19 protein-coding genes are annotated in these 21,842 nt (G+C 58.1%); 13 read left to right on the forward strand and 6 right to left on the reverse strand.

What is annotated here, in order from left to right; translation table 11 throughout:
- Positions 1 to 473: 473 nt before the first annotated feature.
- Positions 474 to 3,317, forward strand: coding sequence for an ATP-binding protein (locus CU100_RS15745; RefSeq protein ID WP_106717542.1), 2,844 nt, complete (start codon positions 474 to 476; stop codon positions 3,315 to 3,317).
- A 5-nt stretch (positions 3,318 to 3,322) separates the two neighbouring features.
- Here CU100_RS15745 and CU100_RS15750 read toward each other — a convergent pair whose 3' ends face one another.
- From CU100_RS15750 to CU100_RS15765, 4 genes are all read right to left on the reverse strand, one after another.
- Entirely contained in the window at positions 3,323 to 3,628 is a 306-nt protein-coding gene (locus CU100_RS15750) for a putative quinol monooxygenase (protein WP_106717543.1), read from the reverse strand.
- A 20-nt stretch (positions 3,629 to 3,648) separates the two neighbouring features.
- Positions 3,649 to 4,371, reverse strand: coding sequence for an alpha/beta fold hydrolase (locus CU100_RS15755; protein ID WP_407070341.1), 723 nt, complete (start codon positions 4,369 to 4,371; stop codon positions 3,649 to 3,651).
- Positions 4,372 to 4,462: 91 nt separating this feature from the next.
- Positions 4,463 to 5,260, reverse strand: coding sequence for a type 1 glutamine amidotransferase domain-containing protein (locus tag CU100_RS15760; protein ID WP_106717545.1), 798 nt, complete (start codon positions 5,258 to 5,260; stop codon positions 4,463 to 4,465).
- A 146-nt stretch (positions 5,261 to 5,406) separates the two neighbouring features.
- Positions 5,407 to 6,642: an MFS transporter gene (locus CU100_RS15765; protein ID WP_106717546.1), complete on the reverse strand. Its 1,236-nt coding sequence runs from the start codon at positions 6,640 to 6,642 to the stop codon at positions 5,407 to 5,409.
- Positions 6,643 to 6,772: 130 nt separating this feature from the next.
- Here CU100_RS15765 and CU100_RS15770 point away from each other — a divergent pair, with 130 nt between their 5' ends.
- Complete coding sequence (locus CU100_RS15770; RefSeq protein ID WP_245419059.1) at positions 6,773 to 7,207, forward strand: helix-turn-helix domain-containing protein; 435 nt, start codon at positions 6,773 to 6,775, stop codon at positions 7,205 to 7,207.
- 320 nt (positions 7,208 to 7,527) lie between these two features.
- Here the strand turns inward: CU100_RS15770 and CU100_RS26935 are convergent, their stop codons facing one another.
- Together CU100_RS26935 and CU100_RS27505 are read right to left on the reverse strand one after the other, a co-directional pair.
- Positions 7,528 to 7,674, reverse strand: a complete 147-nt coding sequence (locus tag CU100_RS26935) for a hypothetical protein (protein ID WP_170113861.1) — start codon at positions 7,672 to 7,674, stop codon at positions 7,528 to 7,530.
- A 229-nt stretch (positions 7,675 to 7,903) separates the two neighbouring features.
- Entirely contained in the window at positions 7,904 to 10,501 is a 2,598-nt protein-coding gene (locus CU100_RS27505; protein ID WP_170113862.1) for a LuxR C-terminal-related transcriptional regulator, read from the reverse strand.
- 148 nt (positions 10,502 to 10,649) lie between these two features.
- On the opposite strand from CU100_RS27505, the gene CU100_RS15780 reads away from it, so the two are divergent.
- The 11 genes from CU100_RS15780 to CU100_RS15830 all read left to right on the forward strand — a co-directional run bounded on the left by CU100_RS15780 (position 10,650) and on the right by CU100_RS15830 (position 21,828).
- Entirely contained in the window at positions 10,650 to 12,071 is a 1,422-nt protein-coding gene (locus CU100_RS15780) for an amidase (RefSeq protein WP_106717548.1), read from the forward strand.
- 43 nt (positions 12,072 to 12,114) lie between these two features.
- The gene (locus CU100_RS15785; RefSeq protein ID WP_106717549.1) at positions 12,115 to 13,665 is read left to right on the forward strand and encodes an ABC transporter substrate-binding protein; all 1,551 of its coding nucleotides are present in this window, start codon (positions 12,115 to 12,117) and stop codon (positions 13,663 to 13,665) included.
- 58 nt (positions 13,666 to 13,723) lie between these two features.
- Complete coding sequence (locus CU100_RS15790) at positions 13,724 to 14,647, forward strand: ABC transporter permease (protein WP_106717550.1); 924 nt, start codon at positions 13,724 to 13,726, stop codon at positions 14,645 to 14,647.
- A complete protein-coding gene (locus tag CU100_RS15795; RefSeq protein ID WP_106717551.1) occupies positions 14,644 to 15,492 on the forward strand; it encodes an ABC transporter permease in 849 nt (282 codons plus the stop codon). The genes CU100_RS15790 and CU100_RS15795 overlap by 4 nt, the downstream gene beginning before the upstream one ends.
- The gene (locus tag CU100_RS27305; protein WP_106717552.1) at positions 15,489 to 16,322 is read left to right on the forward strand and encodes an ABC transporter ATP-binding protein; all 834 of its coding nucleotides are present in this window, start codon (positions 15,489 to 15,491) and stop codon (positions 16,320 to 16,322) included. The genes CU100_RS15795 and CU100_RS27305 overlap by 4 nt, the downstream gene beginning before the upstream one ends.
- Positions 16,319 to 17,206, forward strand: coding sequence for an ATP-binding cassette domain-containing protein (locus tag CU100_RS27310; protein ID WP_106717553.1), 888 nt, complete (start codon positions 16,319 to 16,321; stop codon positions 17,204 to 17,206). The genes CU100_RS27305 and CU100_RS27310 overlap by 4 nt, the downstream gene beginning before the upstream one ends.
- Positions 17,207 to 17,659: 453 nt before the next feature.
- A complete protein-coding gene (locus CU100_RS15810; protein WP_106717554.1) occupies positions 17,660 to 18,625 on the forward strand; it encodes a LysR substrate-binding domain-containing protein in 966 nt (321 codons plus the stop codon).
- A gap of 195 nt (positions 18,626 to 18,820) precedes the next feature.
- Entirely contained in the window at positions 18,821 to 19,591 is a 771-nt protein-coding gene (locus CU100_RS15815) for an ABC transporter ATP-binding protein (protein ID WP_106717555.1), read from the forward strand.
- An 87-nt stretch (positions 19,592 to 19,678) separates the two neighbouring features.
- Entirely contained in the window at positions 19,679 to 20,443 is a 765-nt protein-coding gene (locus tag CU100_RS15820) for a transporter substrate-binding domain-containing protein (protein WP_106717556.1), read from the forward strand.
- Between the two features lie 6 nt (positions 20,444 to 20,449).
- Positions 20,450 to 21,139, forward strand: a complete 690-nt coding sequence (locus CU100_RS15825; protein ID WP_106717557.1) for an ABC transporter permease — start codon at positions 20,450 to 20,452, stop codon at positions 21,137 to 21,139.
- Positions 21,136 to 21,828 (forward strand): ABC transporter permease, encoded by a 693-nt coding sequence (locus tag CU100_RS15830; protein WP_106717558.1) that lies wholly within the window; start codon positions 21,136 to 21,138, stop codon positions 21,826 to 21,828. The genes CU100_RS15825 and CU100_RS15830 overlap by 4 nt, the downstream gene beginning before the upstream one ends.
- Positions 21,829 to 21,842: the final 14 nt, after the last annotated feature.

Raw genomic sequence — 21,842 nt, forward strand, 5'->3', positions numbered from 1 at the left:
AACGGCGCTTTCCTTGGATAGCCGAAACAGCAGAGAGAACCAGCGCTCTGGTCGCGGCGGATAAACCAGAGGCTACGATCGCGAGATGAAAAGCAATGGAGCAAGCTCCCTGCTGCTCTAGCGTTGACCCGCCTTTGCGGCTTTTTCGACGTTCCGATCCCTATCGGCTCTTTGGAATGATCTCCCGCATACCTTTACGTTCAGAGACCTTGGGCATCGTCAGCAAGGACGAAACTCATCAGCTTCGCCTGGCCGAATACATTCGTCCACGACCAAGATCCAAATGGCAATATCGCCGCTCTACGACGTGTCACTTCCGACCTGCGCTTGCGAGCATGCTATACGCGCGCGGATTAAGAGGTTAAATTGGTCTGGCAGACCGAAGCTCACCTATCGAGCCTGGGGTGTGTTCTGGCAGATGCAGGAGTCGCTACTCGGAACATCGTGTTCATGACGGAGTCATTCGGGGGTGCATGGAACGATCTGGCAAACTAGACGGTAAGACATATTGCTTCGGGGACTATCGGTTCATTCCCAACCGACAATTGTTGATGCTTGGCGACAAACCGCTGCGGGTGGGAGCCCGGGCTCTCGATCTGCTCCACCTGCTCCTCATCCACGCGGGGGAAGTCGTCGGCAAGGATCAACTGATGAGCTTCGTCTGGCCGGACACCTTCGTGCATGAAAGCAACCTGAAGGTAAACATCGCCGCCTTGCGCCGTGCTCTTCGGCAAGAAGCATCAGGACTGTCGTGCATCGCCACGGTAAGCGGCCGCGGCTATCGCTTTGTCGCGCCGTTGCGCGTCTATGGACGAGATCACTCGCCGTTGGCTTTCGATTCTGGCATGGCACCAGCGAGAGAACTGCCGAACATCGCGCCGATTATTGGTCGCGATCAAGTGATCACCGCGCTCGAAGCCAAGCTTGCGACGGAAAGATTAGTGACTGTTGTCGGCCCGGCCGGAGTCGGCAAGACGACGGTCGCATTGGCCACAGCGGGCCGCCTTCCGAAACGCTATGGCGATGGTGTTTGCTTCGTGGATCTCGCCACAATCGGTGACCCACAGCTTGTGGACGCGGCGATTGCGGCTTCGCTGGGGGTCAGCGGCAAATGGACCAATGTGCTTGCCGGCATCGTCGAGACATTGCGGCATTGCGAAATGCTGCTTGTGCTCGACAATTGCGAGCATGTTCTTAGCACGGCCTCCGCCATCGCGGAGCATCTGGGGCTGGCGCTTCCCAACATTCGCATTATTGCGACGAGCCGTGAACCGCTCCGCTCGCGGTGCGAGAATGTCTATCGGTTATCCCCGCTCCCGTATCCGGACGGGAACGGTAGCACCAACCGAAAGGATGCCCTGGCCTTTGCTGCCGTCGAGCTGTTTGTCAGGAAGGCACACGAGGCGTGTGGCTACGTGTTAGATGACATGGACGCGCCTACGGTGACGGCTATTTGTCGACGTCTCGACGGCATCCCGCTTGCGATCGAACTTGCCGCGTCGAGGCTGGCAACTATGAATCTGGCAACCTTGCTTGGTCTTCTCGAACGCAGCTTCGAGCCGCTCAACTCGGGACCTCGCAAGACTCTACCGCGCCACCAGACCCTTCTTGCGACCCTGGATTGGAGCTACCAACTCCTATCCGCGGATGAGGCTCGGCTCCTGCGATTGCTTTCGGTTTTTTCGGCAAACTTCTTTCTATCCGATGTGATCGGTGTCGGCGGAAGTATCGAGGAGATAGCGGCGTGCACTGAAAACCTCGCCGCGAAATCGCTCCTGTCGGTGGCGTACGACACCGGCGTGCCACGCTATCGCCTGCTCGACAGTACTCGCAGCTTTGCGGCCGAGCGGCTAATCTGGAGTGGAGAAGCCGCCGACGCTCAATCCAACCATGCTCGCCATCTTCTACGACTATTCGAGCAAGCCGAGCTGGAGTGGCAATGGCAGCCGAGGAACCAATGGACCGCCACTTACGAACCGCGGTTTAACGACTTGCTCAAGGCGATCGATTGGACTTTGGGCGAGGGCGCCGATCCTGAGGTCGGCGTGCGTCTTACCAGCGCTGCAATTCCGCTTTGGGACGAGTTGTCGACCGTCGCTGAAAGTCGTCGGCGCGTAGAACGGGCACTGCAATCAGTCGAAGCCCTTTCGCGATGCGACCCCGCTGTCAAAATGAAACTGATCGCCTCCTATGCCTCGGGCCTCAATTTCTCCGACCATCTCGGTCACGAAGCAGACGCGGCGTGGATGGATGCCAACCAATTGGCGCAGGAGATCGGCAATATCGACTACCAGCTTCGAACCTTGTGGGGACTTGGCATACTGCAAAGCTTCACCGGTCGGCACAGGCAGGCAATCACGACGCTCAGGCAATTTGCCGAGCTCGCCAGTGGGGAAAATGAACGGGCGGTCATAGCAGAGGGAGAGCGGGTAAGGCTGATGGCCGCCTTTTACTGCGGCGAGGTCCGGTTTGCCTACGATGACCTGAAGAAGCTCGTGCGCGAGCATGCGGCCACCGCAAAGCAATCGGGCGTAGCCCGATTCCAGATGGACCGGTACGTGTCGATCCGGGTGGCTTTGGCAATGACGGCCTGGGTGGCTGGCGATCGAAGCGAGGCGACGACGGCGCTCCAAGATGCGCTCGATCACAGCCTTGCGCTCGGTCACTTGGTTTCACATTCCAACGCCCTTGCACAGGCGGCCCTACCTATCGCGCTGTGGTCCGGCGAGACCGAAACTGCGCGCCGACATGTTGAGTTTCTAGCGCGCAATCTTACCTTGCGCGATATCGCCATCTGGCGACCCGTCTGTCATTTCTATGAGGGTGCCGTGAGGAGCATGGATGGCGACAGCGAGGGCGTCGACGTGATGCAACTGGCGATCAGGCAACTTGTTGCCAACAATTTCATCGTTCGGGTGCCGGTCTACCTCACCATCCTTGCGGAAGCCGCATTGTGTCATAAACGTTTCGCGCTCGCCCGCGACAGCCTGAGCTTTGCCTTCGATCGTGCCGAGCGTCAAGGCGAGTACTGGTCCCAGCCGGAACTGCAGCGGGTGCGCGGGCTGCTACAGTGGCGGGATGGCGACCTGTCAGGCGCCTCGGAAACGCTGCTGCTGGCAACGGAGACCGCAAGAGAGAGCGGTGCGCTTTTCTTCCGGCTGCGGGCCTCGACGTCTCTGGCGGAGCTGTGGTCGGAAACTAACCGCCATCGGGCAGCAGCCGATCTGCTGTCGCCCGTCTGCGCCCAATTCGATAATGTACCGCCCTGTGCGACAGTAGCAAAGGCGCGTCACCTTCTCGATACCCTCAGGCGATAGTACTTCTAGCCATTCTTGTTCGCGACCAGCGCGGGCTCAAGGACAAAGGCGTTGCGGTCCGCCAGGTCGTGGATTTTCGACAGATAGTTCTTGAAATGTGGCGTCTCGCGGTGGACCGCCACCGCTGCATTGTCGACATAGAGCTCGTCTAGCGCATAGCGGTCGGCCTTCGTCTGGTCCCGCCAGATATCCCAGCGCAGATTTCCCGGCTCCGCCCTACACTTGGGCGCCATGCTGAAAAGCAATGCCTCAAGTTCTTCTGCCTTGCCCGGCCTTGCCAACAAAGTCGCGATGATTTTGATGTGAGCCATGATCCGAATCTCTCAGTCTGCTATTTTGCACTACCCGCAGTTTCTATGAAGGCCGCGACCTCCTCCGGATGGGAGAGCATCACGGCATGGCTGCTGTTGATTTCCACAGTTGTGGCGTTAGACCGCTTCGCAAATGCCCGAAGAAAAGTCGGCGGAATCATCAAATCGTTGGTGGTAACCATGAAATGCGACGGCTTGGCCTTCCACGCGACCTTGGTGATTTTTGTCTGCACCGCTTCTAGCCCCCAAGGTACCTGGGCGATGGCCATAAAACGTGTAATCGAAGCATCGACATCAGCCGCGAAAGCATTCGGGAATTTTGCAGGATCCACGAGCAGGTAGCCGTCGTGGGGCGGCAGTAGCGGCGCGCCCGACTCTCCCGGCGGTACCGGCTGCTCTCCAAGCGACGCTACAGACTCTCCGGCGTCGGGCGCAAAAGCTGCGATATAGACCAGACCTCGTACTTTCGGATTGTCACCCGCCTCCGTGATGACCATTCCGCCATAGGAGTGGCCAACGAGAATTACCGGGTGTCTTGCAGCTGAAATAACCTGCTGCGTCGCCGCAACGTCGCCGTTGAGGCTGATCGTCGGGTTCTGGACCACCAGCACTTCATAGCCTTTGTTAGCCAGGATGTCGAATACCGCCTTCCAGCCGGAGCCGTCGACGAAGGCGCCATGCACAAGAACAATCGACACGGTCTTTTCGTTTGATTGAGCCAGCGCGGCTGCGGGAGCAATCAAAGACAAGAGGAGGGCTAGAGCAATGCGTATCATGAAATTAGCTTCCCTTTGGTTGAGGATGTACACCGCGAGGTACTACGCTCCGTTTGCTTCACGACGCCAAACTGGCGCGATCAAGTGCTTCAATGAGCTTTGCCGCGATCGGATGATCGGAGCGCGGGTTCTGGCCCGTGATAAGTTCCCGATCGACGACCACATGAGGCTCGAAATCTGTACCAACTGTCGTCTCGGCGCCGGCTAAGTCCAAGGTTTCGGGCATATTGAAGTAAAGCTTGCCGTGCAGGATGTTATCCTCGATGGGTTTTTCTTCAGTTGCCGAATAGACCGTCATCTTATAGCCGGCATATTGCCATCCCTTCGCAAGTTCTGCCGCCTTGACCCGGTCACCTTGAATCAGCGCCGCGCGAAATTCCGTCGCCCGAGGCATTGCGGAGATCGAGACGATCGGGCCGTGGCAGAGCAGGGCGGTGGGCTTTCCGGCTGCGTGGAAATGCCGAAGGATCTCTCCCGCGTCGGGATCCTGCATCAGATCGACGACGGGCCCTTGTCCGCCTGGCGCGAATACGCCGTCATACTCATCCAGCCCCTCCTTGATCACAGATTGCAGAGTGCGGCCCGTATTCGTCGAGGGATCGTTGGCGAAGAAATCCTTGCCACGAAGATACGCCGCCTCGTCGCCGCCGAAATGCTGGACTGCATCCGATGCCGGGTCAATGTAAGGCTTGGCGCCCGAAGGAGTGGCAAGCAGAACTTCATAGCCTGCGCCGACAAGCGCCAGCATAGGCACCACTGTTTCATTTAGATATTGTCCCATTGGCCCGGTGCCGCCGCCCTGAATTTCGATACGTGTGGCGTTCGAGCCCATCACCAGCACTTTTCCCTTGCTCATAAAACCTCCTGATGTTTCACGGCGGATGGCGGGTCGGAGTCAGCCGTCCGGAACTGGAGAGATGATATCGCGGCGACACCAAGACAGCCGGTTAAAAGAGGTAAAAACCAACATCGGTCATGACAGCCAGAATTGGTCCGGTGATGCTAGGCGAATGCCTTGTTCTCCCGGGTCGGATAGGGCCCCAGGAGCAGGATCGTTGCCGCACCAGCCACAAGCAGCAGCGCACAGCCTTTGAGTATTCCCGAATAGGTGCCCGTACTGTCGAATGCGTAACCAAATAGGCTGGGTCCTACAAAAGCGCCCACCACGAAAATGCCGTACAAAGTGGCGTAGGTCGTGGCATAGCTGCGCATCCCGAGGTAGCGGGCGACCAGATAGGCCATCAGGTCGAATTCCACCCCAGAAGTGAGGCCAAGCAACAAGATAGCAATGCAGGCCATGGGAAAGCTCACATGACCCTGCGAAAGTATGAGGCAGGAGGCAGCGCCCAACGTCAATATGACCGTACCTACTGCGGGCGCCCAGAAGCGATCGACCAGAATACCGCCAAGCAGTCTGCCGGCCACAGCTGCTATTCCGACGAGGGAGGCGAGCTGAACGATTTCGCTGGGAGATAGGCTCAATGAACGAAGTATGTTCTCGATATTGGGTAGTGGCGCGGCGACGGCGAGCGACATAGGCACGAAGACCATGGCCAAGAGCCAAAAATAGCGGGAGCGGAAGGCCTCACGAGCGGTCATGCCTTGCAAACCCTCGCTCGGCGCCGGCCCCGTGCCAGCATACGTATGTGGCAACCTGGCGAAGCCCCAGAGAACCATTGGGCACGCGATGAATATGGGCATTGCCCCAACCACCAAGATCGCGACACGCCAACCACCAGTTTCGATCAACAGTTGAGCCAGCGGCTTCACCACGAAGGCGAAAAGGCCCGCGCCCGATAGCACGATGCCAAGGGCAAGACCTCGGCGTTCTTCGAACGCATTGTTGATCACCCGCGTGAAGACGACGGGCGTCGCTCCCAACCCGAAGATCCCAATAGCCAGCCACGACACATAATATTGTTCGATAGAGCCGTTCGAGGCCGCGAGCGTCATGTAGCTCAGACCTAGACATGGCAGGGAGATTGACGCCACCAGGCGCGCACCAAACCTATCGATCAACGTCGCGAAAAAGGGGCCAATGATCAGAACAGCTGCCGCCAATAGCGACAAGCCGCCAAAAATAACGGCGAAAGACCAACCGAATTCTTCCGCGAAGATCGGCGCAAGGACGCCGATCGTGTAGAACGGAATTGCGGGTAAACCAAAAGCTGTTCCAAGCAAGCCGGCCAACACCAGCTGCCACCCGTTCCAGAACTCGGTGAAGTTTGTTCCTTTCAACGGGCACTTCCTGCTTTCGAAAGTTCGGCAATCGCATCGTTGGGCAAGACACTATGTGCGCAATGTATCCCTATGTGCAAGCCATGCGAGGTTTGCGACAATCTCGAAAACGGCGAATAGTCTCGAATGAATGCGGCATGGTGCTATCCGAACGCTCAGCGTCACCAACAGTTATGCGCAACGTGTCGCGCGCGGTTGCTATAATTCGCTCGGACCACGCGAAGACATTGCGCGTGCAGGAGCTCGCCGGGCGGCGGGAATAAGCGCCTCCGCATTCTATGAGCATTTTCGCATGATTACATCGCTGACCCCGCTGCAATTTCAAAAGCAGCTGCCCCTGATCGAGGCGAGGCGAATGCTCCTTGCCGAGGGCGCGATGATCAGCAACGCAGCCTATGCGGTTGGTTATGAAAGCCTGCCGCAGTTCACCTGCGAATATGGACGAATGTTCGGCCTGCCGCCGTCCCGCGATGTCCGGGCGGCTCGACATCGCATCCAGTCGACAGCCTGGGGGAATTCCTCGCTGCCTCGAATTGCGGTACCATGGTATCGTGAGCAACATTGAAGGACAGGAGAACCGGTGTCTGGAGCACTTTCATACGTGAATCCCTAACGATTGCGGCAAATCGGCATGGGGAGAGTCGCGCAGAAATTTGTCACCGCGATCATCCCATACATAGCCAGGAAGTGAGTGATGGACACGCCTGCTGCACGCCTGAGACCTTTCTGTCCCAAAGCATTGAACAGACCCGCGCGCATCCGACATGGTAACATTCCATCTACGTGCTTGAGTCGCTCGTAGGGCTCCTCTGGTCCCAGATCTCATGATGATCGGCTCGAACAACACAGGCGAGACCATCGTCGACCAGGTGTTGGACAACAAGATTATCCGTCGGGGTCGACGATCCGGCCCAGCGCAATATCCGTTGTTCCAGACGTCACACCGATTTCGACGGCGTCCTTGTCAAACAGGGTCAGCCGCAGCTTGATGTCGATCGCTTGCTCGCGCAACTGACGGGGTCTCGCGGCCATCAGCACGAATTCAACGTGCTGTTGGGAGCGATGGTAAAGCGCTAGGTGGCTCGAATCTGCTTTACAGGAATGCTTGGACAACAGAACTCCCCTCCAAAATCGTGAGCCTGTTTCAGGCGCATATGTCGACAGGAAGGACCAGCACCACTCGAGTAAAGAGCGGATACGCAATTGAACCCTCTACGTGATAGCGAATGTCTCAAGGTAATTGGCTGATCTGGGTCTTTATCTAGGACATAGTTCTTAATACGGCCTGGGTTCGGTTTTTGACGCCAAGCTTGGAGAAAAGATTTTTGGTATGGGATTTGACTGTATTGATATTGATGTTGAGCCTATTAGCGATTTCGCTGTTGGAAAGGCCCCAGCGTAATAGTTCCAGCACTTCTTCTTCCCGTTGCGTCAGAGTATTTGCGAAAAGATCTGCTGAGCTTGCAAGTCGTCTGTCCGCACGAGGAGGCAGGCTGGCCTGTGGGATATCCAGATAGATGTCGAGTGTATTGCCGAGGTCCGGGTGTTGCAGCGCCAACACTGAACTGCTGCCGCCTCCCAGGCGCGTCACCAGGCGGGCGACTTGAAGGGCGCTTAACGTGCGGCCTTGCTGGGCCGCCGTAGCCTCGACAGCGCGCAATTTTTCGAGAGCGAGGGCTCTCTGCCCGGTTTCAATCAACGCCCGTGCCTCAACGACATCGTACGCATCCCAAATCTGCCATGCTTGTGGCGGATAGCGACGCCGGGCCTCTGGCAAGTGGAGGGTGAGGCGCTCCCACTCGCGCAACCCCTCGACTGTATTCCCAAGGCGGAACGCCCGGCTGGCCCGCTCGACGGCAAGCTGGAATTCGAACCGGAAATCATCGGTTTCGTAGGCGCGGCGGCTGGCGCGCACCAACACGTTGGTTGCTTCGTCCGAACGGCCCGTCGCATCGTAGACGCGGGCAAGTCCGATCGTTGCGGTCAGCACGCGCTCACAGAGGCCGGAGACGTCGGTAGTATGCTCGGACGGCGTGGCGCGAAGCCAGAGCTGTTCGGCTTTATCGAACTCACCTCGATCGAAAGCAACAACGCCCAAAAGCACAGAGGGCAGCGCAACCATGTAGGAATGTTCGCCGAAATTGCTGCGCGCGATTCGTAGCGCGTCTTCCGCCACGCTCTCTGCCTCTCGCATATGGCCACGTGCAATATAGCACATGGCAGCGATGGAGCGGGAATGGAGGCCGCCCCAGTGCACCGCCATCTCGTCGTATATCCCTTTGGCCCGCCAGGTCAGCCTTTCAGCAAGCTCAAGGGCGCCAGCTTGAAGGGCAAGGTAACTGTGAATGGAATCGAGATCCACTTGGCCGAAGGCAAATTGGTCGAGCTCGTGGCCATCAAGCGCGTCGATATGGGAAAGGCCGCTCGTAAGGTCGCCACCATAAGCGCCGATGAGAGCACGCATCAGATGCAGGCGACCATCGATATCAAGTCCGGTTTCACGGGCAATGAGCGACATTCGGCTTGCCTTGTCGGCAGCGAGCGCCTCGATCGTGCGAAGTGTCTGCTCTGCCTGCAGAAAGCGCCGCATGTTGATGGAGCGCCAAACCTGCAGGAACAGCAGCAGCGGCCGTTCTTCGCGCGCATCGCGCGGCAGCTGCTGCATCCAGCGGGAAAAGACTTCGAACCGCCCGTGGCTTAGATAGTCGAAGAGGCAATAGCTCTCGATCATCTCCGCTGCCCATTCTGGACGGCGTGCAAGGAAGGCGTGCCGCACGGCATCCATCGGGGAGCCGCTCTCGATGAACCATCGGGCGGCGCGCGAATGAAGATCAGTGAGGTCGATGCCCGTTTCGGAATGAAGCCGAGTCTGCAGAAATTCCTGGAACAGGTGGTGATATTTATACCATTGCTGCGCTCCCGGCAGGGCGACCACGAAAAGCTGGGCTTCTTCGAGGAAAGACAGGATCTCGGTACTGTCGTTGCGCCTCGTCACGGCATCGCAGAGGCCAGCACTCAACGCGTCGAGAATCGAGGTCAAGGTCAGAAAGCTGCAGACCTTTTCCGGCAGGCCAAGGATCACTTCTTCAAGAAAATACTCTACAAAGGCGCGATGGCTTCCCGTCGGAGGCGTGTTGGAAAACGCGCCCGGCACGCGACCGAGGACGAGCGACGCGAGCCGGAGACCCGCTGCCCATCCTTCAGTGTAACCGTGCATCTGCCTGCTCTCTTCAGAGGTCATCGATACGCCTGGCGACGCCTGGAAAAAGGCCTCTGTCTCACTCTCGTCGAAAAACAGCTCCCCGACAGGTACTTCGAGGATCTCGCCGCTAACCCGCAGGCGGCCGATAGGGATTGAGGGACGGATGCGGCTGGCCAACACGATAGTCAAATTCGGGATACGAGCCGCAAGAATGCTACTTATCGTTTCGCCCCCATCTCCGCCTTCTACGAAATGATAATCATCGACAAACACGGCAAGGGGCGCCATTGCGGCATATCGCGCCGTCGTTGCCACTAGGCGAGCTAGGCCATTCGACTCGTCACGAGACTTTGCGGGCGCCCCGAACTGGATGAAGCTTGCTTCGACAGCGAAATTCAAAGCGTCGGCGAAGAAGAGCGGATCGCGGTCAGCCTCTCTGGCTGAATACCAAACTGTTTTGGAGCCGGCCGCTACCAGGGACTCATACCACTGCGCGAGCAGCGTGGTCTTGCCCGAACCGGCGGGGGCATGGACGAGGCAGAGCCGGTGTTGCTGCAGCAAGTCGGACATAGTCGTCAGCCGTGGCCGGTTGATTACCCCTTGCGAAGCGCGCGGTGGGGACGTGTAGCGATTGATGAGGCTCGATTGCTGCGACAAGAGACATCCACATTCAGTTCGGTTACATGCGAGCGTATCACTCTTTAGGGTGACACAAAATATTTCTGGATATCACCCTTCGGGATCATGCGAGGAATTTGGGCGTGATCTAGTCTCAGACCCTTACCTGAATTGGGGGTCTTTCAAGTTGCAGCTCAGCGAATACCGGAACTTCGACGCCACAGGACTGGCCGAACTCGTAGCCAAGCAAGAGGTGACGGCTAGCGAATTGCTTGATGCGGCGCTAGCCGGCGTTGCGGCGGTCGATGGCGAGCTCAATGCGGTGATCGCCACCTTCGAGGAGGAAGCCCGACGCTTCATCGCGCAGGAGCTTTCAGACGGTCCGTTCAAGGGCGTCCCTTTTCTGCTCAAGGATCTGACGGCGCACTATGGTGGACAGCCGACCGGCGCCGGATGGCCACCACGCGCAGCCGTCCGACCCGCCGAAGATTCCGAGCTTGTCCGTCGCTTCAAAAAGTCGGGTGTTGTGATCTTCGGCAAAACCTCGGTTCCCGAGCTTGCCATGGACTGGACGACACGCTCGCGCGCCCATGGCGTAACCAACAATCCCTGGGACACCACACGCACGGCCGGTACGTCAAGTGGCGGTACGGCGGCGGCGGTTGCGGCCGGCGTGGTGCCGATGGGGCACGGCAATGATGGCGGCGGTTCGATCCGTGTGCCATCGTCGGCCTGCGGCTGCTTCGGCCTGAAGCCGAGCCGCGGCCGCAACCCGGTCGCCCCGTCGGGCAGCACCTGGCAGGGCATGCTGGTCGAGCACGTGCTTTCGCGCTCTGTGCGCGACAGCGCCGGCATGCTGGACGCGACCCAGGGTCTGCATGTCGGCCAATTCTTCAACAGCCCGCCCGGCGAGGGATTCGCAAGCGAAGTCGGCCGCGATCCCGGGAAATTGCGCATAGGCGTCTCGACCAAAGCGCCCTATGGTGCGGCGACCCATCCCGATTGCGTCACGGCGATCGAGGAGACAATGAAGTTGCTCGAAGGCCTAGGCCATATCTGCGAGTCCCATGACATCGAGTTGCCGCCAGATGGCTGGAGTGCGTTCGAAACCTTCATCCTGGCGGAATATGCGACCGACATGAGGCTGGAGGAAGACGTTTTAGGACGCAAGCTGACGGCAGACGATTTTCCGCCCATGCTGTGGGAGATGATCGATGCCGGCAACGGTATCTCGGCGGTCGACGTCAATGTCGCAACGACACGCCTGCACGCGGTCGCCTCTGCCGTCACCTCCACGTTCAACCGCTATGATGTCTTTCTGTCGCCGACGCTTGCGCAGCCGCCGCTTGCGCACGACGCCTTCCCGCAGGCGACGTCGATGCGGGAGCATTATGAATTCTACCTCTCCTGGATGCCCTTCACCCATATCTTCAACGTCAACGGCTCACCAGCTATGTCGGTACCGCTCGTCTGGAATGCGGAAGGCCTGCCGATCGGCGTCCAGTTCGCCGCTGCTCCGGCCGCAGAAGGCCTGCTTTTTCGACTCGCATCGCAGCTTGAAATGGCAAGGCCATGGGAGGGCAAACGTCCGCCAATATCGGTGGCCTAATCCATGATTTGCAGTCCAATCATAAAAACAGGGAACATAGCTTATGACAAAGCACCATCTCCGCAAAGTTGTCTCCGCACTGCTGGCCGCAGCAGCGTTCGGCACCGGCCTGAGCCTGTCCGTCGCTGCCGCCACAGACCTGACCGTCGCTCGCGCCGTCGACGCCGACAGTCTTGATCCCGACAAGACCAGCACGACTCAGTCGCTGCAGATGACCAACCTGATCTTCGATACCATGCTGACCATGGACAAGGACGGCTCCTTGCATCCGGGCCTCGCCAGCGAGTGGTCCATGTCGGAGGATGGCAAGACCTATTCCTTCACCATTGGCGACGGATTGAAGTGCCATGATGGCAGCACCTTCGACGCCGCCGCAGCCAAGGCGAGAGTTGATCGCGCCATCGATCCGGCCACCATCAACCCGGACCGTTCGCTGTGGGGGCCGATCACAGGCACCAGCGTGGAAGGCAAAGTGCTTAAGGTGTCGCTGTCGGAACCCTACAGCCCGTTTTTCTCATTCCTGACCGGCATCCAGGCGGGCTTCATCTGCCCATCCTCATTTGCTACCGCCGATTTCAGGCCGATCGGAACCGGCCCATTCAAGTTCGTCAGTTGGACGCGCAACGATACCCTCCAGCTTCAGGCCAATGCTGACTACAAGAACTTTAATCCGCTTGTCGAAAACCCAGGCAAACCGCATGTCGACAAATTAACATTCAAGGTCATTCCGGAAGCGGTTGCCCGCATGGCGTCCCTACGCTCCGGCGAGGCCGATCTCGTTGAGCCTTCGTTGGAGGAAACGGCGGAGCTGAAGAGTGACGGCGCTTTCAAAGTCTATGCCGCCGAGCTGTCGGGCCAGCAGGTGTTGGCCGCATTCTCCTGGAAGGTCAAGCCGTTCGATAACCCGGAAATCCGAAAGGCGATCGGCATGGCGATGAATCGGGATGCCTATGCCAACATTGCATTCGAGGGTCTGGTCCATACCTCCAATTGCCCCGTCGCGCCAAATCTGTTTTCCACGGATGAGGAATTGTGCGCCACTTGGGGGGCGAAATACGATCCTGATGGCGCCAAGGCGATCTTGGAAAAGGCCGGGTACACGGCCGATGAGCCGCTGAAAATAAAGCTAGTAGCTCACAAATTGTCGGGCTGGGACCAGATGCATCAGATCATGCAGCAGGATTTGGCTGCTATCAACGTCCAGGCAGAGATCGAAACGCGCGAGGTCGCATCGCACTTCGATCACATGACGAGTGAGAATAAGCGCACTGATGGAATGCCGTATGTCTGGACCATGGGCATGTCGGGCGTGGATCCGGATTATCTTAACTTCCTTTGGAAGCGCCCCGGCTTCGTGAACATGGGCTTGAATGAACAAGTCGACACCATGCTCGACGAGCAGCGCAGGTTGTCGGGCGACGCTCGCGCTGCCAAAATCCACGACATCGAAAAATATCTGATGGAAAATGCCTATACCGTCCCGCTGCTATCGCCGGGCTGGAACTGGCTTATGGCATCAAGCGCAAAAGTCGAAGGCTTCAAGCTAGGGTTCATGGTATCTCTCCTGTTTAATGACGTGACCCTCAAGCAATAGTGGGTTTGAACCGCCCTGTCGCCAATAGACAGGGCGGTCAATGGCCGGAAGGGTCGTGATGCCGTTTCTGATATTAAAACGAGTGCTTGTCGCCTGCTCTACCGTCATAGCGGTGATCGTGCTGTCCGGCATGCTCATCCATGTGGTTCCGGGCGATCCGGTGACCGCCATGATGGCACAGTCCGTCTCTGCGACGCCGGAGGCGATGGCTGAGATGCGTGCCCGCCTCGGTCTGGACCTGCCGGTCTGGCAGCAGGTGATGCTCTATCTTACAAAGGTGCTGCAGGGTGACCTCGGCACGACCATCCGCGGCAATGAGTCTGTCCTGATGCTGCTTTTGCAACGGCTGCCCAACACCTTTGCATTAGCTGTCTCGGGCCTCGCGCTGGCGCTGGCGATCGGTATACCGCTCGGTTTCATGGCAGCCGTCAACCGGGGCCGGATCGCTGATACTGCCGTCATGTTCATTGCTGTGCTCGGCGTGTCGATCCCGGCATTCTGGCTGGGTCTCATCATGATCCAGCTCTTCGCGCTGAAGCTCAACTGGCTTCCCGTCGCTGGGTCGAGCTGGCGCAACATCCTCCTGCCGGCTCTGACGCTCGGCCTGACCTATTGCGCGCTTGTCGCCCGCATGACGCGTTCGGCGCTGGTTGATGTGCTGGAAGAGGACTATATCCGCACCGCCCGTGCAAAGGGACTGCGTGAACACGAGGTCTTGTTCGTACATGCGCTCAGACCGGCGCTGATCAGCATTGTCACCGTCGTCGGCCTCGTCTTCGCCTATCTGCTCGGTGGCCAGGTTATCATCGAAAACGTCTTCTCCTGGAACGGCATCGGCCGCCTGGCGGTCCAGGCCATGCTGGAACGGGATTATCCGATGATCCAGGGCTTTATCGTCGTCTTCGCCACCTCTGTGGTTATCGTCTCGATGCTGATCGACATTCTCTACAGTTTTCTTGATCCGCGCATGAGGCAGAAATGAGCACTACGACAGAGATTTCCATATGGACTCGGCGCCCGCCGTTCAGCGTCGTTCTCGGTCTCGCACTGGCGATCTTCATCATCGCTACATCGCTGCTTTCCCATTATTTGGCGCCATTCGATCCGACGCGGATGGCAGCCGGTCCACGGCTTGCCGCGCCTTCTGCCGCGCATCTGTTCGGCACGGACGAATTCGGCCGTGACCTTTTGAGCCGGCTGCTGGTCGGCGGCCGTTTGTCCCTCGGTATCGGCACCACCGCCGTGGTCAGCGGGCTCGTGATCGGCGGGCTGATGGGACTCATCGCCGCCTTTGCCGGCCGGTTCGTCGAGGCGGTGCTGCTGCGTCTCATCGACGTGCTTTATTCCTTCCCCGACACACTGATCGCGCTGGCGCTCGTCGCTTTTCTTGGGCCCGGGATCGAGAATGCCACGCTCGCCATCGCCATCAGCCTCGTGCCCTTCTACGCCCGAGTCACATACGGACTGGCGGCGGCTGAAAGGGCCAAGCCCTATATCGAGGCCGCTAGGCTTGCAGGCATCCGTTCCGGCCGGCTGGTCCGGGTGCACGTAATGCCGAATATCGGCCAGAGCCTGATCGTCATGGGAACGCTGGGCTTCTCTTCGGCAATCCTGTCTGCCGCCGGTCTTTCTTTCCTCGGCCTCGGCGTGCAGCCGCCGTCTCCGGAATGGGGCGCGATTCTTGCCTCCGGCCGCAATTACATCAACAAGGCGCCGTGGATCCTGATCTTCCCGGGCGTTGCCATTTGCCTGACCGTGCTTTCCTTCAACCTGATCGGTGACAGCCTGCGGGACCTCGTCGATCCCCGTCGCAAGGGACGATCATGAGTATTCCCTATCTCAGTGTCCGGGACCTCTCCGTCAGCTTTGTAACCGGGACAGGCAACTTCTATGCGATCGACGGCATCAGCTTCGATCTCGCGCGTGGCGAAATCCTCGCTCTCGTCGGGGAATCCGGCAGCGGCAAGAGCATGACCTCGCTGTCGATCATGAAGCTGCTTCCTGCGGTGGCGCAAATGAGCGGCCGCATCCAGATCGAGGGACAGGATATTTCGGCGTTCGGCCGTCGGCAGATGCAGGATGTGCGCGGCGCCAAGATCGGGATGATCTTTCAGGAGCCGATGACCTCGCTCAATCCGGTCTTGACCATCGCGCGGCAGATGACGGAGGGGCTGGTGCGTCACAACGGCGTCTCTCGGCGCGAGGCGCTGGCAACGTCCTATACTTGGCTCGAGGATGTCGGTATTCCCGAACCGGATCGCGTCCTGGCGCAATATCCGCATCAGCTTTCGGGCGGCATGCGCCAGCGTATCATGATTGCTGCAGCACTTGCACTACGGCCGGGCATCCTGATCGCCGACGAACCGACTACCGCGCTCGATGTCACTGTTCAGTCGCAGGTGCTCGACCTGCTGGTCGACCTCAAGTCGCGCTCAGGCTCCGGAATCCTGTTGATCACTCACGACATCGGTGTTGTTGCCGAGACCGCCGATCGCGTCGCCGTCATGCGCGGCGGGCGCATTGTGGAGACCGGAACGGTGGATGAGGTGCTCCGCTCACCGCAGCACGATTATACCAAGGCACTGCTTGCCTCGCACCTGACGGTGGACAAGGGGCTGAAGCAGCGCGAGGCGGAATTCGAAAGGGCTCGGCCATGATGTCCGAACCCGTGCTGAAGGTCGAAGGCTTGCGCAAATCCTTTACGGTCAACCGGCGCACGGTGCATGCGCTGAACGGTGTTTCCCTCGTGCTGCATCGAGGCGAGACGCTTGGGATCATCGGCGAAAGCGGTTCTGGCAAATCGACCCTCGGGCGCATCGCCGTCGGGCTTGATACGCCGACCGCGGGCGAGCTCCACATCGAGGGTATGCGCATCGATACCTTGCCGCCACCGGTGCGCCGCGAAAAGCAACGGCAGTGCCAGATGATCTTTCAGGACCCCTATTCCTCGCTCAATCCGCGATTGACAGTCGGCCGGCAGATTGGCGAAGGGCTGTTCGCGCGGGGCGAACGCGACTGGCCGGTGATCAAGACCACGGTCGCCGATCTGCTCGAGCGGGTCGGGCTGAAGCGGGAGTTCGCGAAACGCTATCCGCACGAATTCTCAGGCGGTCAGCGGCAGCGCATTGCTGTCGCCCGGGCGCTGGCGCCAAGCCCGCAAATCGTAGTCGCCGATGAGCCTGTTTCTGCGCTCGACGTCAGCATCCAGGCGCAGATACTCGATCTTCTTGCCGACCTGAAGAAGGATGGAAATCTTTCCTATCTCTTCATTTCGCATGACATGGCCGTGGTTGCGCGCCTCTGTGATCGCATCGCCGTCATGCACCGCGGGCGGATCGTCGAATGCGGGCCTGTCAGGGCCGTTATCGAAAATCCCCAGCATCCTTACACCCGCAACCTACTGGATGCAGTGCCGCGCTTCGGCCGGCGGCGCACAGGGCAGAAGCCGGTTCCCGTCCATCTGCCGCAGCATGGCGACGATGACACCTTCGTGACCGTGGCCGAAGGGCACACCGTGCTTCAGGCCGCCGGCGGCTTCTGATTGATGCGCATGTCCAGAACGGAGACAAGCTTCGCGTGTGGCTCAAAAACCCAATGGCGGTCATATGGCGGGCATTATGGCGAAAGTCTGTGAATTGGAACTTCGTTCCAAGGAGGCGGCTGCAAACGCATCCCTGGCGGAACGCATGAACAGCGCGTGGGCGGTTCCACGCAGTCGTAGAGTCGGCGCAAGAACTTGAACTCGCCACAGTCCGATCGGTGGCAATTCAATGCTGTCCGATGTTCAAAGACACGTTCTATCCAACCCAAGTATTTGCTCGCATTTTAAAGTGACCGCCGATCGCAGCCCATACAAATGGTAGCCGGGTCGCTATGCGGCCGGGGCGCCGCGCAGTCCTCGGCCTTAGCAAAACCCGTATATGCTGATCCATCGGCAGGATGGCATCACCGAATTGAACAATAGGGAGTTTTCATCGATAGTCCGGGAAGGCATTTGGACCGAAAGTTAGATTCATTGAAGGACTTTAGAAATCTTCCCCTCCCGACACTGCGGACTTTCGAGGCGGCAGCGCGTCATCAAAGCCTGTCGAAGGCCGCGGCTGAGCTGCACCTCACCGACAGTGCGGTCAGTCACCAGTTGCGGAAATTGGAAAGTGCGCTGGGTTATGATCTTTTCAACAAAGCGGGAAGAGGTGTTGTTTTAACCGAGGCGGGCCAAGTGTTCGCCAAAACCGTCGCCACGGCGCTGCAGAATATTCTGGCTTCGGCGCTCCTGCTTTCCGAGGTGGGACAGGAAGGCGGGCGGCTTGATATTGCCTGTCCTCCAATGTTTGCGGGTGGATGGCTTGCCAAGCATCTGAAGGGTTTCTGCCGGGACCATCCCAGCGTGGAGTGCCATATCCGGCTCGCCGAGAACCAGAAAATCCATGAGATTGCAGATATCGATGTCGGAATCCTGTTCGGTAGCGGCGGATGGCCCCACAAATGGTCAACCCTCTTGGCTCACGTCAATATCACCCCCGTCTGTAGCCCGAGGTTATTCAACCAAATCGGAAAGACCATCACAAAGGTATCGGATCTGCATGATGTGATTCTTTTGCACTGGGATGATGGTTCCGAATGGAGACGGTGGCTCACCGAGGCAGGTGCACAGGATCCGCACAGCTTTACGCGTGGCCTTTATTGCAGCGATCTGGGCATGGCGATAGACCTTGCCATCAACGGGACTGGCGTGGCCTTGGTCAGCGACACCCTCTCTTCGTCGGACCTTGCGACCGGAAATCTGCTGACGCCGTTTCCCTTCTCGATAGATGCGTTCGGCGGCTGGCATGTCGTTTGCAGTCAGGCGAGCTTGCAGCGCTCTAGCACGCGCGTTTTCATGAGATGGCTGCTTGGTCATTTTGGCGGTAGCGCAGCCCTTGACACTGCTTTGGCAGGCCCCGGCATGATGAACCCGTGACAAGCTATCACGTAAGGGTGGATTTCCGCACTTGTGAATGCTGAAAAGACCCCTGCAATACATGATGGATTTTCATGTATTGCAGGAAGAATCATCAATTGCCGAATTTTGTCTCATGCCATTAACTGCCACAACAATCAGGCAAAAAAGACCACGCTGCGACAGGGGTGTTTACGCAGTAAGTTGGGAGGCAGCATGGAAAAACTCTCCGTTACCGGTATTCGTAAATCCTATGGCGATGTTGAGGTATTGAAGGGTATATCGCTCACTGCCAATGCCGGGGATGTCATCAGCATCATCGGAGCCAGCGGCTCGGGCAAAAGCACGTTCCTGCGCTGCGTCAACTTCCTGGAACGTCCCAATTCGGGCAATGTTGTCATCAACGGCGAAACACTGAAGACCGCCACGGATCGTGACGGCCTTTTGAGGTCAAAAGACAAGGCGCAACTGCAGCGTATGCGTAGCAAGCTGGCGATGGTCTTTCAGAATTTTTGCCTTTGGTCGCATATGTCGGTCATATCCAATATCGTCGAAGCCCCGATAAGCGTACTCGGCGTATCGCGCGACGAAGCGACCGATCGGGCGAAAGCCAATCTGTCCAAGGTTGGGCTTGGCCATGATGTTTTGCAAAAATATCCCTCACACCTTTCCGGTGGCCAACAGCAGCGCGTGGCCATAGCCCGCGCGCTCAGCATGAATCCCGACGTCATGCTCTTTGACGAGCCGACATCGGCACTCGATCCTGAACTTGTCAGCGAGGTACTCAAAGTTATGCAGACGCTTGCCGATGAGGGTCGCACGATGGTTGTCGTGACCCACGAAATGGGATTTGCCCGGCACGCATCGAGCAAGGTGGTTTTCCTCCACAATGGCGCTGTCGAGGAAGAGGGGGCGCCAGGAGATCTATTCGCAAATGCCCGCAGTGAGCGGCTGCAGCAATTCATGGCTGGTCGTCTCAAGCACTAGCCATGAATTCGGCGATCGGGCGGCGGGGTCGCTGTCGCCAGCCGATTTTACAAGAACACCATCAATCACAATCCAGAGGACGGACTTATGAACAAGACTGTTAAATCTCTTCTTGCCGCGACAATGATCGCACTGATCACGACTGCATCTCACGCGGCCGACAAGATCAAGATTGCCACGGACGCCACCTTTCCGCCCTTCGAATCGATCGATTCCAGCGGCAAGCTCGTCGGCTATGATGTCGAGCTGATGCAAGCCGTTTGCGATGCTGTCAAACTTGACTGCGATATTTTCAATGCGGCTTGGGATGGAATGATTCCCGGCCTGATCGACGGCAAGTATGATGCACTGATCTCGCAATTGACAGTTACCGAAAAACGCCGCCAGATTCTCGCCTTCAGCGATATTTACGATCATCCAATTTTCCGTTTCGTTGCCAAGAGGGGCGCGTCGTTCGAGTTCACGCCCGAGGGACTCGCCGGCAAGACCATCGCGGTTCAGACAGGAACACCGATGGATGCATATATAACCAGCCATTATCCCAAGGCCATCATCAAACGCTACGATACGGGAAGTTCACCCTATCTCGAATTGACGGCGGGTCGCGCCGATCTCCATATCAGTTATCAGGCACAGATCATTCACGGCTTCCTCAACTCGGACTCCGGCAAGGGTTTCGAGCTCGTGGGCCCCGAGCTGACCGGCAAGGATGCCAAGGAGTTCGGTGAGGGTGTCGCCGTTGCCGTCAACAAGAAAAACAGCGAGCTCATCAGCCAAATCAACAAGGGCCTGGCAACCTTGCGCGGGAACGGTCAACTCGCGGCGTTGAACAAAAAATACTTCGGCGAATAAGCTGTTATGATCGCCGATTTCACCCGAACGATTCTTGCGGCAGGGGTAACAACCCTGCTGCTTGCCTTCGCATCCCTTATGGTCGCGATCGTGCTTGGGCTCATCGCTGCCTATTGCAAGCTGTCGCGCAGCTTCCTGCTTCGTGCCTGCGCGCAAATCTACACCTTCGTCGTTCGTGGTATCCCTGATCTCGTGGTCATTCTGTTGGTCTATTACAGTGTGCCCGCAGTGCTCAACCAGCTGGGCGACAATGCCGGTTTCGAGGTGCGTGTCGAGTTCTCTCCGCTTTTCGCGGGTGTTGCGACGCTTGGCCTGATCTTCGGCGCTTATATGACTGAAACCTTCAAGACCGCCTTGATTAACATTCCCAAGGGACAGATCGAAGCAGCTGTCGCATATGGGCTGCGTCCGCGACGGGTATTCACGCACATTGTGTTGCCGCAGATGATCAGACTCGCTCTGCCGGGCTTTACCAACAACTGGCTGGTACTTGTGAAAGCGACAGCACTTGTCTCGCTGATTGGCCTGCAGGACGTCATGTTCCGGGCCAAGGGTGCGGCTGAGGCGACCGGAAAGCCTTTTACCTTCTATCTGATTGCCGCCGGCTTCTATCTCGTCGTAACCATTATTTCCATGCTGATTCTCGCGATGATTGCGCGCCGCTTCGAGCGCGGCATAAGGGAGATCACGTCATGAATTGGGACATCATCGTCGAAAATCTCGGTCTTTACGCGGCAGGCGCAAAATTGACGCTGCTGTTGACCGTCGTATCGCTAGCCCTTTCGTTCTTTATCGCCGTACCGCTCGCCTTGGCGCGCAATAGTCCATCACCGTTGCTTCGCTATCCTGTCTTTGTCTATACCTTGATCTTTCGCGGAACGCCGCTCTTGGTACAGTTGTTTCTGATCTATTTCGGTCTTGCCCAATTTGAGCTGGTCCGAACGAGTATCGTATGGCCTTGGCTCTCAAGCCCGCTGGTCTGTGTGCTGATCGCCTTCGTAATGAACACGACGGCCTACAGCACAGAGATATTTGCCGGTGGTTTGCGCCACATCCCTTTTGGTGAAGTAGAAGCAGCGCGGGCCTATGGCATGTCGCCGCTGACCCGAGCCCGAAGGATACTCATCCCGGCGATGCTGACGCGCTCATTGCCGCTCTACGGCAACGAAACGATCATGATGCTGCAGGCAACTTCCCTTGCAAGTACGGTAACATTGCTTGAGATCACCGGCGTGGCGCGCAACATCACACTGACCTATTACGTGCAATTCGAGCCATACGCCACGGCAGCGATGATTTACCTGGTCTTTACGTTCATTCTGGTCGGGCTGTTTCAACTCGTCGAACGCAGATGGGCCGGGTATCTCGAACACAGGGTCGGCTGACATGCACCGACGTG

The organism is Phyllobacterium endophyticum (assembly GCF_003010935.1).
Classification (GTDB): domain Bacteria; phylum Pseudomonadota; class Alphaproteobacteria; order Rhizobiales; family Rhizobiaceae; genus Phyllobacterium; species Phyllobacterium endophyticum.